This window comes from Halomonas sp. TH-94 (assembly GCF_057473365.1).
Genome location: NZ_JBYCKL010000110.1, coordinates 1 through 11,884 on the forward strand (window position 1 = coordinate 1; position 11,884 = coordinate 11,884).

General features: G+C 66.2%; 11 protein-coding genes. 7 read left to right on the top strand and 4 right to left on the bottom strand.

The window, feature by feature from the left end; all coding sequences use genetic code 11:
* The 7 genes from manD to uxuA all read left to right on the top strand — a co-directional run.
* On the top strand, positions 1 to 1,056 hold a 1,056-nt coding region (gene manD / locus AC2VNO_RS18615), incomplete at its 5' end, for a D-mannonate dehydratase ManD (protein WP_486935528.1).
* A gap of 13 nt (positions 1,057 to 1,069) precedes the next feature.
* Positions 1,070 to 2,101 (top strand): Zn-dependent oxidoreductase, encoded by a 1,032-nt coding sequence (locus AC2VNO_RS18620; protein WP_486935529.1) that lies wholly within the window; start codon positions 1,070 to 1,072, stop codon positions 2,099 to 2,101.
* Positions 2,102 to 2,185: 84 nt separating this feature from the next.
* Positions 2,186 to 3,154 carry a TRAP transporter substrate-binding protein gene (locus tag AC2VNO_RS18625; RefSeq protein ID WP_486935530.1) on the top strand — a complete coding sequence of 323 codons (969 nt, stop codon included), beginning with the start codon at positions 2,186 to 2,188 and terminating at the stop codon, positions 3,152 to 3,154.
* Between the two features lie 63 nt (positions 3,155 to 3,217).
* Positions 3,218 to 3,832 (top strand): TRAP transporter small permease, encoded by a 615-nt coding sequence (locus AC2VNO_RS18630; protein WP_486935531.1) that lies wholly within the window; start codon positions 3,218 to 3,220, stop codon positions 3,830 to 3,832.
* Positions 3,823 to 5,106 (top strand): TRAP transporter large permease, encoded by a 1,284-nt coding sequence (locus AC2VNO_RS18635; protein ID WP_486935532.1) that lies wholly within the window; start codon positions 3,823 to 3,825, stop codon positions 5,104 to 5,106. Before AC2VNO_RS18630 ends, AC2VNO_RS18635 begins: the two co-directional genes overlap by 10 nt.
* Entirely contained in the window at positions 5,103 to 6,578 is a 1,476-nt protein-coding gene (locus AC2VNO_RS18640; RefSeq protein WP_486935533.1) for a mannitol dehydrogenase family protein, read from the top strand. Before AC2VNO_RS18635 ends, AC2VNO_RS18640 begins: the two co-directional genes overlap by 4 nt.
* A gap of 16 nt (positions 6,579 to 6,594) precedes the next feature.
* Positions 6,595 to 7,773 (top strand): mannonate dehydratase, encoded by a 1,179-nt coding sequence (gene uxuA / locus AC2VNO_RS18645; RefSeq protein WP_486935534.1) that lies wholly within the window; start codon positions 6,595 to 6,597, stop codon positions 7,771 to 7,773.
* Positions 7,774 to 7,806: 33 nt separating this feature from the next.
* Here uxuA and AC2VNO_RS18650 read toward each other — a convergent pair whose 3' ends face one another.
* The 4 genes from AC2VNO_RS18650 to AC2VNO_RS18665 form a co-directional block, all read right to left on the bottom strand.
* On the bottom strand, positions 7,807 to 8,796 hold the full coding sequence (locus AC2VNO_RS18650; protein WP_486935535.1) for a sugar kinase: 990 nt from the start codon (positions 8,794 to 8,796) through the stop codon (positions 7,807 to 7,809).
* Positions 8,797 to 8,874: 78 nt separating this feature from the next.
* A complete protein-coding gene (locus AC2VNO_RS18655) occupies positions 8,875 to 9,885 on the bottom strand; it encodes a LacI family DNA-binding transcriptional regulator (RefSeq protein ID WP_486935536.1) in 1,011 nt (336 codons plus the stop codon).
* 172 nt (positions 9,886 to 10,057) lie between these two features.
* A complete protein-coding gene (locus tag AC2VNO_RS18660; protein ID WP_486935537.1) occupies positions 10,058 to 10,801 on the bottom strand; it encodes a class I SAM-dependent DNA methyltransferase in 744 nt (247 codons plus the stop codon).
* Positions 10,802 to 10,905: 104 nt separating this feature from the next.
* A complete protein-coding gene (locus AC2VNO_RS18665) occupies positions 10,906 to 11,808 on the bottom strand; it encodes a LysR family transcriptional regulator (protein WP_486935538.1) in 903 nt (300 codons plus the stop codon).
* Between the last annotated feature and the right edge of the window lie 76 nt (positions 11,809 to 11,884).

The window sequence follows — 11,884 nt, forward strand, 5'->3', positions numbered from 1 at the left end:
CCGGCCGTGCGCGGGCGCGACCCCAGCTGTATCGTGTTTTTCGGCCACAACCTCTTGCGCGGCCCCCCGGGGCGCCGGGGGCCGGTGACCATGGCAGCGGTGTCGGCGGTGGACCTGGCGCTGTGGGACATCAAGGCCAAGGCGGCCGGCATGCCGCTCTATCAGCTGCTCGGCGGCAAGAGCCGCGAGCGGGTGATGACCTACGCCCACTGCACCGGCAAGGACATCGAAGGCTGTCTGGCCGAGGTGGAGAAGCACGTCAAGCTCGGCTACCGGGCGGTGCGCGTGCAGGCCGGCGTGCCCGGCATTCCCACCATCTATGGCGTGGCCAAGCGCGAGGGCGAGCGCTACGAGCCGGCGGACTCCGAGCTGCCCGCCGAGCACGTGTGGAGCACCGAAAAGTACCTCAATCACGTGCCCAAGCTGTTCGCCGCGGTGCGCGAGCGTTTCGGCGACGAGCTGCACGTGCTACATGACGTGCACCACCGTCTGACTCCCATCGAGGCGGCACGTCTGGGCAAGGCGGTGGAGCCTTACCACCTGTTCTGGCTAGAGGACTGCGTGCCGGCCGAGAATCAGGAGAGCTTTCGCCTGATCCGCCAGCACACCACCACCCCGCTGGCGGTGGGCGAGGTGTTCAACTCGATTCACGACTACCGCGAGCTGCTCGAGAACCAGTGGATCGACTACGTGCGCACGCCGCTTTCCCACGGAGGCGGCATCACCCACGTGCGGCGTATCGCCGACCTGGCCGCGCTCTACCATGTGCGCACCGGGTTCCACGGACCCACCGACCTGTCGCCGGTGTGCCTGGGGGCGGCAGTGCACTTCGATACCTGGGTGCCCAACTTCGGCATTCAGGAACACATGCCCCACACGCCGGAGACCGACGCCGTCTTCCCCCACGACTACCGCTTCGAGGACGGCCATTTTCTGGTCGGCGAAGCGCCGGGTCACGGTGTCGATATCGACGAAGCCTTGGCCAAGCAGTACCCCTACAAGCGCGCCAGCCTGCCGGTCAACCGGCTGGAGGATGGCACCCTGTGGCACTGGTGAGGAGAGCGCACCGATGAAAGCCTTTCAGGTAAAAGCCCCGCTGAGCTATGCCGTCGTCGAGACCGAAGCACCGCGTGCAGCGGCAGGCGAGGTGCTGGTGAAGGTTGCCTTCGCCGGCATCTGCGGTTCCGACATGCACATCATCCATGGTGACAACGCCTTCGTGCGCTTTCCGCGCATCACCGGGCACGAGTTCGCCGGTACGGTCGAGGCGCTCGGCGAGGGCGTCGAGGGCATCGAGATCGGCGCCCGGGTGTGCATCGATCCGGTGGTCAGCTGCGGAGAGTGCTATCCGTGCCGCATCGGTCGGCCCAACGTGTGCAGCGCACTACAGGTGATCGGCGTGCACCGCGACGGCGGCTTCGAGGAGTGGGTCAACGTGCCGGCGGCTAACGTCCACCTGCTGCCCGAGGGGCTGGGGCTGGAAGCCGGTGCCCTGGTGGAGCCCTATTCCATCGCCGCCAACGTACTGGAGCGGATGCAGCCGCTGCGCAGGGACCGGCTGCTGATCTATGGCGCCGGCGTGATCGGCCTGACCATCCTGCAGATGGCCCGCGCCCAGGGCATCGAGGACATCACCGTCATCGACCTGATCGAGGAGCGATTGGCCACGGCCCGTGAACTCGGCGCCACGCGCACCTGGCACGGTAAGGAGGACATCGAGGCTGCGGTGAGAGAACTGACCGGCGGCGAGGGCATACCGCTGATCGCCGATGCCGCGTGCGTACCGGCGCTATTGCCGCAGATGCTGCGCATCGCCTCGCCGGCGGGGCGTATCGGCCTGCTCGGCTTCAACCCCACGCCCAGCGACCTGGTGCAACTGGAGGTGATCAAGAAGGAGCTGACCCTGGTCGGCTCGCGGCTCAACAACCGCAAGTTTCCGGATGTGCTCGAGCGCATGGCCTCGGGGCGTCTCGATCCGCTGGCGCTGGTAAGCCACCGCCTGCCCTTCGACGACATGCCCGGGGCCATCGACATGCTCGATCATCATCCTGAAAAGGCTCGCAAGGTACTCATCGACATTGGTGCCGATAGGGGTGCCTGAGCCAGCTCGACGCGACAGCGGCATCGCTTCAGCGATGCATATAACAGCAATAATCGCTTGAACAGCAAAACAAGGAGCTACGCCATGATCAAACGACTCGTCACCGGCGCCGTCCTCGGGGCGGCACTCATCGGCAGTCAGGCCGTTCTGGCCGCCGACGTCACGCTGCGCTTCGGCCACCTGGCCAATGAGCAGAACATCTGGCACCAGGCCGCCGAGCGCTTCAAGGAGCTGGTCGAGGAGAATTCCGACGGCCGCATCGAGGTGCAACTCTATCCCAACGAGCAGCTCGGCAACGAGATGGACGTGATCAACAGCATTCAGCTCGGCACCGCCGACATGACCATCACTGGGGAGAGCCTGCAGAACTGGGCGCCCAAGGCGGCGATGATGGCGGTGCCCTACGCGTTCCGCGATGCCGAGCACCTGCGTCAGGCGGTGGAGAGCGAGATCGGCGAGCAGATCGAAGCGCAGATCACCGAGCGCGCCAACCTGGTGCCGCTGGCCTGGTTCGAGCGCGGCCCGCGGGAGCTGACCACCAACCGGCCTATTCGTCACCCCGACGATCTCGACGGCCTTCGCCTGCGCGTGCCCAACGTGCCGCTGTTCGTCGACACCTGGCAAGCGCTGGGCGCACGACCCACGCCGATGGCCTTCAGCGAGGTATTCACCGCCCTGCAGCAGAATACCATCCAGGCTCAGGAGAACCCGCTCAGCCTGATCGAGAGTGCCAGCTTCAACGAGGTGCAGGACTACGTGAACCTGACCGGCCACGTGCGTAGCTGGATCTACGTGGTGATCGGCCGCAACCGGTTCGAGAGCATGCCCGAGGATCTGCAGCAGATCGTGCGCGATGCGGCCCAGGAGATGCAGACCTATCAGGCCGAGCTGTTCGAGGAGGATCAGCAGCGCCTGGAGCAGGCCCTGCAGGAGCGCGGCATGGAGTTCGTCGAGGTCGACACCGAGGCTTTCGCCGAGAAGGCGCGCCCGGCGGTGGAAGCGGCCCTCGATGACGAACAGCGTGAGCTGTTCGACGCCATCCAGAACCTGTGATCCACCGGGGCGGGCATCGCCCGCCCGCTTTCCCCAGGGCCGGTCGACTGAAGCGAGTACCCTATGGATATTTCACCACCGCGTGCCGAGGGTGGGCCTGAGCGTGACGGTCAGGAGGTCGTGGCCAGCCTCGAAGCCCTGTCTGCGGTACCTGGCCTTCGTGGGCCGCTGGGCCGCGTGATCGGCTGGATGGACCGGCTGTTCATGCTGCTCGCCAATCTGGCGCTCATCGGGATCGCCGCGACCGTGCTGCTGCAGATCTCGGGGCGGCTGTTCCTGCCGTTCACCCTCTCCTGGACCGAGGAGCTGTCGCGCTATCTCTTCATCTACATGGTGGCGCTGGCGGCCGGCGTGGCGATACGTCGCCACCAGCACGTCAACGTCGAGCTCTACCATCATCTGCTGGGGCTGCGCGCACGCGCCATCTATCAGGCGCTGATTTGCCTGCTGATCGGCGGCTTCGCCCTGATGGCGCTGCCCGCCGCCTGGCAGTTCGCCCAGAACGGCGCCTGGCAGACCTCGCCCACCCTGAGGGTGCCCATGCTCTACATCTTCTTCTCCACCGTGCTGCTGTTCGCCCTGGTGCTGCTCTACAGCGTCATCGGCTTCGTCGAAGGCGTGTTGGCGGCATGGCATCCACCCGTTGACGGCGTGCGAAAGGAGGCCTCATGGAAGTGATGGTGCTGTTCGGCGTGTTCCTGCTGCTGCTGGTGCTGGGCCTGCCCATCGCCTTTGCGCTGGGCATCTCGTCGCTAGCCTACCTGCTGCTGGAAGGCATCTCGCTGACCATCGTGCCGCAGCGCATGTACTCGGGCATCGATACCTTCGTGCTGCTGTGCATTCCCGGCTTCGTGCTGGCCGGCAACCTGATGAACGTGGGCAACATCACCGAGCACATCGTGCGCTTCTCGAATGCCTTGGTCGGCCATATCCGTGGCGGACTGGGCCTGGCCAACGTGGGCGGTTCGATGATCTTCGGCGGCATTTCGGGTACCGCTGTGGCCGACGCCGCCAGCATCGGCTCGGTGATGATCCCCGGCATGGCGCGCTCCGGCTACGACAAACCGTTCGCCGCTGCCGTTACCGCGGCCTCGTCGACCATCGGCCCGATCATTCCGCCCAGCGTACCGATGATCATCGTCGGCTCGCTGGCCGGCGTCTCGGTGGGGCGCATGTTCCTCGCCGGAGCCGTGCCCGGCCTGCTCCTGGGCGTGGCGATGATGATCACCGTCTACCTGCTGGCGGTGAAGCGCGGCTATCCCAAAGGGCGTCGCGCCACCCTGCGCGAGCTGCTGCGCGAGGGACGCACCGCCTTCTGGGCACTCATGATGACCGTGATCATTCTCTACGGCATCATCGGCGGCTTCTTCACGCCCACCGAGGCTTCCATCGTTGCCAGTCTCTATGCGCTGGTGGTGGGCATGTACGTCTACAAGGGGCTGACCTGGCGCAAGCTGCCGGCGATTCTCACCGACACCGTGCTGACCTCTTCGGCACTGCTGCTGCTGGTGGGCCTGGCCAACCTGTTCGGCTGGATCCTCACCAGCCAGCAGATCCCGCAAACGATCGCCGCACTGATCATGACGATCAGCGACAACCCCATCGTGGTGATCCTGATCCTCAACCTGATCCTGCTCTTCGTCGGCGCCTTCATGGAGACCATCGCCGCGCTGATCATCCTGTTCCCGGCGCTGCTGGGGGTGGCCACCGGGGTCGGCATGGACCCGGTGCACTTCGCGGTGATGGCGGTACTCAACCTGATGATCGGCCTGACCACGCCGCCGGTGGGAGTGTGCCTGTTCGTGGTCGCGGGCATCGGCAAGCTGCAGATGCTCACCGTGGCTCGCGCCATCCTGCCGTTTCTGGCGTGCAATATCGCGGTACTGCTGCTGGTGGCCTATGTACCGGCCGTTTCGCTGTGGCTTCCCGACCTGTTGATGGGGGCAAGATGAAGGACGTGACACGCATACCCGCCGCCGCGCCGACCGGGCGCATCGGCATCGTCCACTTGGGGCTCGGCGCCTTCCATCGTGCCCACCAGGCGGTCTACCTGGAGCGCTATCGCCAGCGCAGTGGCGACGACGCCTGGGGAGTGAGTAGCGCCAACCTGCGCGGCGGCGTGGCGCTGGTGGATGCGCTGCGCGATGCCGGCTATCACTACCATGTCGCCGAATATGCCGACCGCGATACCGTCACGCTGCGTGGGATCGGCGTAATCGAGGAAGCCCTGTTCACAGGCCGGGACGCCGCGGGGGAGTGGGGGCGCGATCTCGCGTCGCTGCTGGCGCGCATGGTCTCGCCCGAGACGCGTCTCGTCACCCTGACGGTGACCGAGAAGGGCTACTTTCTCAATCCCGCCGAGGGCAGCCTGCTGTGCGACGATCCGCTGATCGCCCACGACATTGCCCATCGGCAGGTACCGCGCACGGCACCGGGCATTCTGGTCGAGGCCCTGGCCCGGCGGCGCCGGGCGGGAGTTCCGCCGTTCACGGTATTGTGCTGCGACAACATGCCCGACAACGGCCAGCGCACGCGGGCGGCCGTAGTGCAGCTCGCCGCCTGTGGCGACGGCGAACTGGCCGAGTGGATCGAACGCGAGGTGGCCTTTCCCTGCAGCATGGTCGACCGTATCGTGCCGGCCATGACCGAGGCCGACTTCGAGCGCCTGGCCGAGCTGGGCGCCGACGACCCCAATGCGGTGGTGGGCGAGGCGTTCACTCAATGGGTGGTGGAGGACGACTTTCCTCTCGGTCGGCCCGCCTGGGAGGCCGAGGGCGTGGAGATGGTTGCCGACGTAGCGCCGTTCGAGACCATGAAGCTGCGCATGCTCAACGGCAGCCACTCGCTGCTCGCCTATCTGGGCGCGCTGGACGACATCGAGACGGTATTCGACGCGGTGAACCGTGACGATCTGAAAGCACTGCTGCGCCGTTACATGCTGCAGGAGGCGGCGCCGACACTGGCGATGCCAGCCGGTACCGATCTCGAAGGTTACGCCGAACAGCTGCTCTACCGTTTTGCCAACGACAGCCTGCGTCATCGCCTGCAGCAGATCGCCATGGACGGTTCGCAGAAGCTGCCCCAGCGCTGGTTGCATGGCGCCCTGGCACGGCTCGAAGCCGGTGCCGGAGTGCCTTGCACGGCGCTCGGCGTGGCGGCATGGATCCGCTATACCTTGGGAGTCGATCTGCACGGCAATGCCCATGTCGTCGATGACCCCATGGCGAGTACGTTCGCCCTGCTGCACGAAGCCCACGGCGAGGATATGGAGGCTCTGGTGCCGGCCTTTCTCGAACTCGACGCCGTGGTTCCCCCGGCGCTGGCCGAGCACGCCGGCTTTGCGGCGGCGGTGGTGTCGGCCTACCGTTGCCTGACGACCCTTGGCCTCGACGCTGCGCTGGCGCAGCTCGACGCACCCACCTGATAACGCGAGGCCCGTCATGGAACATACCTGGCGCTGGTTCGGCCCGAATGATCCGATCAGCCTCGGCGAAATTCGCCAGACCGGGGCCACCGGCATCGTCACGGCCCTGCACGAGATACCCAACGGCACGGCCTGGCCGGTGGATGCCATTGCCGAGCGCAAGGCGACGATCGAAGCCGCGGGGCTCTCCTGGTCGGTGGTGGAGAGCGTGCCGGTGCACGAGGCGATCAAGCAGGGCACGCCCGAGCGCGAACGCTGCATTGCGGCCTATCAGGAGACTCTGCGCAACCTGGCGGCATGCGGCATCGACATCGTCTGCTACAACTTCATGCCGGTGCTCGACTGGACCCGTACCGACCTCGCCTGGCGTTTGCCGGACGGCGGGCTGGCGCTGCGCTTCGATCAGACGGCCTACGCCGCTTTCGACCTCTACCTGCTCAAGCGTCCCGGCGCCGAGGCCGAGTACAGCGATGGCGAACAGGCCGAGGCCAGGCACTACCTGGATAACCTCGATGCGGCCGGACGCGAGGCGCTGGTCGAGACGATCATCGCCGGGCTGCCGGGTGCCGAGGAGCACTATACGCTGACACGTTTTCAGCTGGCGCTGGACGCCTATGCCGATATCGGCGCCGAGCGCCTGCGCGAGAACTTGGGGTATTTCCTGCGTGCCATCGTGCCGGTGGCCGAGGAAGCCGGCGTACGGCTGGCCATGCACCCGGACGACCCGCCGCGGCCGCTGTTCGGGCTGCCGCGGGTAGTGTCCACCCCCGAGGACGCCCAGTGGCTGCTCGATGCGGCCCCCAGCGAGGCCAATGGCCTGACCCTGTGCACCGGCTCCTACGGCGTTCGCGACGACATCGATCTGGCCGCCATGGCGCAGCGCTTCGGTCCGCGTATCTACTTTGCCCACCTACGCTCGACGAGGCGCGAGGCATCCGACCCGCGCACCTTCCATGAGGCTCACCACCTGGACGGCGATGTCGACATGGTCGGCGTGATCGCCGCGCTGGTGTCGGAGGAGCGGCGCCGTGAGCGCGAGGGCGGTCCGCGCCTGCCGCTGCGGCCCGACCACGGCCACCACATTCTCGACGATCAGCGCCGCGACACGCGCCCCGGCTATCCGCTCTACGGCCGTATGAAGGGGCTCGCCGAGCTGCGCGGCGTAGAGCTGGCGGTACGCCGCCTGCTGAGCTGAGCGTAGCCGGGCTGCCTGCCTCTCAGGGCGCCATCAGGCGCCCTGGTCCAGCCTGGCCTCGTGTTCGGTCAGCTGTTCGCGACTCGGCAGCCCCTCCATGTCGCCCACCACCTGAACGGCCAGCGAGCCGATCAGGTTGCCGCGGCGTACCGCTTCCTGCGGCGAGCGGCCGTCGAGTAGGGCGCTGACCACCCCCACCGCGAATCCATCTCCGGCACCCACGGTGTCCACCACCTCGGCTACCGCGATGCCGGGCACGCTGAGCGATTCCAGCCGTCCGTTCAGCTTTCCTCGGTAGTAGCCACCCTCGGCGCCCAGCTTGACGAATACCGCCGAAGCGCCCCGTTCGAGGTAGAAGTCGGCGATCGCCTCGGGCGTGCTCTGACCGGTCAGCAGACGCCCCTCGGCGAGACCCGGCAGCACCCAGTCGGAGAGGGCGGCGAGGGCGTTGAGGGTGTCGCGCATTTCGGCCTCGCTGTTCCACAGGCTGGGGCGCAGGTTGGGGTCGAACGAGACGGTGGCGCCGTTGCTGCGGGCCTGCTCGAGCATGTGCCGCGAAAGCTCGCGGGCACTTGTCGACAGCGCCGGGGGGATGCCGGTGGCATGCAGGTGACGCAGTGCGGAGAAGTCCACCTCGGCGGCATCCTTTGGCGAGAGGTGGCTGGCTGCACTGCCGCGGCGAAAGTATTCGGTACGCGGGTCGGCGCCATCCAGGGCGCGCTCCTTGAACATCATCCCGGTGGCATGGGCGGCGTCCACGCCGAGGTGGCGGCAGTCCAGCCCTTCGGCTTCCAGGGTCCGGCGAATGAAGCTGCCGAAACTGTCGGCGCCCACGCGGCTCAGCCAGCCCACTCGGAACTCCAGGCGGGCCAGGCCGATCGCCACGTTGGTATCGGCGCCGGCAATGCGCCGCTGGAAGTGCTCCACTTCCGCCAGGTTGCCGGGAACGTCGGCGATGAACAGGGCCATCGCCTCGCCGTAGGTGAGAATCTCGGGGCTTGGGTTTGTGGCGGTGTGACTCATGGCGATCTCGCTTGTTATTGGCAACGTTACCATTGGAGTGGGAAAGGTTTGTCAGCCTGGAACACGGTGTGCGGCAGTTCAGCCTGTGGGACGTGTAGAGCCACGTGCCATCAGCCTGGGTTCGAGCCGGTGCTGCCGGGGCCTTGCTTCGGCTGGGTTGGGTAACCTGGCCAGCAGGCAAGTGACGGCCTGCCGGCCGATCGCTTCGGTGGGCTGCGCCAGGGTGGTGATCCCGGGGCCGACCAGCTCGCACCAGTCGAGCTCATCGATTCCCAGCAGGCCCGTTTCGCCGAGCCGCGCGTCCAGTGCCCGCAACGCTCGGGTGGCCGCCAGGGTGACGGCGCCGTTGGCGCACAGCAAGGCACGCGGCACTCTCGCCGGTCGGCGGAGAAAGTCGCCGACGGCACGCTGCAGCTCCTGGTCGTTGCCGCCCATCGTGTAAGCCTCGCCCGTCAGGCGGCGAGCCGCCAGGCCATCGTGAAAGCGCGCCAGGCGCTCTCGGCGCGGGCTGGCCAGCTCGGTCGGTTCGCTGAGGTAGAGCAGTTCGCCGTAACCCTGCTCGGCGAGGTGGTCGAGGGCCAGATCGATGGCCCGTGCGTTGTCGAGCCCTACCAGGTCGGCTTGGACGCTGCCCAGATCGCGGTCGAGCAGCACCAGCGGCATGCCCTGATCGGTCAACGCCTGTAGCTCTGCGTCGGGGCTGCCGGCAGCGTTGATGATCAGCCCTTCCACCTGGTAGGAGGTCATCAAAGCCAGATGCGTGCGCTCGAGCTCAGGGTCGTTGTCGGTGTTGCACACGAGCAGCGCAAGACCCTGCTCACGGCAGGCGCGCTCCACGCCGTGCATCACGGCCACAGAAAAGGGATTGCGGATGTCCGCCACCAGCATACCGACCAAGCGGGAGCGCCCGCCCTTTAGGCCCCGGGCCATCTGGTTGGGGCGATAATCGAGTCGTAGGGCAGCCGTGGCGATACGCGCGCACAGAGCCGGTGAGAGCTTCTCGCGCTCGCCGCTGAAATAGCGCGACACACTGGTCTTGGAAGCGCCGGCTTCAAGGGCGACCTCGATGATGGTGGGGCGGCGGGGCATGGCGCTTCTCTGAAATGGGAACGTTCCCATGATAAGCCGCTAACATCACTTCGACAACAATGCGGGCGCGTAACGCAGCCGTAGCGGCCGATTGGTCAGGCCAGCGCGAGCGCTAATCGCCAATACATACGGGGAACGATATTGGCGAGCGCCCGCGCGACGTAATCGTCCGTTAGATCTTCACGCAGGCGAATATCGCATTCCCAGAAGCCTGGTCCCAGGGGATGAGCTTGTCGTAGTCATGCTCAAATACATGCACCTCGAAGTACGGCGCCAGCAGCTCGCTCAGCTCGGAAAAGCTCACCGCCACCATCGAATGTTCGTCGTGCCAGACCTGGCTTTGATCAGCGGCGGTTTTCTCGATTCGCAGCTTCAACCACTGCTGCTCTCCTTCACCCGGGTAGTGCCAACCGGAGCTGAAGGTGAACAGGGCGCCCGCATGCTCGGCGGTGTGCGAGACGAATGACCTATTGTCGATCCGGCGCTTGTCCACGGCGTTGAAGCAGAGCACTCCGCCAGTAGCCAGCGCCTCATGCACGCTGGCGATGCATGCCTTCAGCCTTGCCAGCCCGCCGCTGTAATGGATGGAGTAAAGGAAGCAGGTGATCAGATCGGCCGGCTGCTCGACCACAAAGCCACACATGTCCTGCAGGGAAAACTGGGCTTCCGGGCAGCGCACCGCCGCTCTGTCCAGCATCGGCTGGTTGATGTCGAGCCCACTGCTTTGATAGCCGGCATCGATAAAATGGCGGACGTGCGGGCCAGTGCCGCAGGCGAGATCGAGGTGCCGGGCAGCACCGTTGCCGAACAGCTGCTGCAACCGATGCACGCAGTGGCTTTGCGCCCGGTAGTCGATATCGGCACACATGAGATCGTAGTAACCCGACAAGTCGGTATAGAGAGCATCGCGGGACATGATGACCTGATGTGTGAGCGTAGCGCTGGGGACGCGCATTATATCCCGGCATGAGGCGGTAAAGAATCAGCGACTCACACTGATTTGCCGATGGCAGGTGCTGGCTAACCGACACCCCACACGCTGCTTAGTACCTCCAGCGCCGCGGCAATGGCGGGTTCCTCGCTGCGCTCTCTCCGCCACACGAAGCACAACGCACAGGGCAGTCGCACGCCTTCGACCACCACCAGGCCGCGCTCCTGACGCTCAGCCATGGCCAGGGCGTCGCGGGCGAGGCTCAGGCCGACGCCGGCGCGTACCAGGTCCAGCATGCAGGCTTCCTGGTCCACCTGAGCCACAGCGTGGGGCGTTACGCCTAACGGGTCGAGGGCGCCATGCAGCAGGCGGTAGTGGGCCGACAGCGCAGGGGTGACGATCCAGGGCAGGGCGGCCAGGCTTTTCCAATCGGACCCGGCAACACGGTTGCCCCAGCCGGGCGGAGCCACGACATGGTAATGAAAGTGGGTCAGCTCGCGGTGGGCAATCTCCGCTACATCCGGCCCGGGGCCTTCTCCCGGTGGCGCGAGGAAGAAGCCCACATCGAGTTCCTCGCGGCGAATCCACTCCAGCACGCTGCCGCTCATGCCGTGCTGCAACTCGGTTTCGAGCTGTGGCGCGCGCTCCACCAGGCGGTGCAGGAAGGCACCCAGGCGGATGAACTCGGGATCGACGATGGTACCGATGCGCAGCCGGCCATGCAGCGTGCTGTGCAGGGCTCTGGCGTTCTGCTCGAAGGCTGCCATGGCGGCCAGCGCCCGCTCGGCGGCCGGCACCAGGGCGTGGCCATCGGCAGTCAGGGCAAGGCCCTGAGGGCGGCGGCGAAACAGCGTCAGCCCCAGCCCTTCCTGCAGATGCTTCAGCTTGAGGCTCACGGCGGGCTGGGTCAGATGCAGGCGTTCGGCGGCGCGTGAGACGCTACCTTCGCGGGCTACGGTAACGAAGGCGCGCAGGGTGGCTAGATCATGCATGGTAACGAGCCGTCAAGGATATAAGGACAGCTTATATCTGGCTTTTGAATTACTCAATTGATCCTTGTCGGCGACA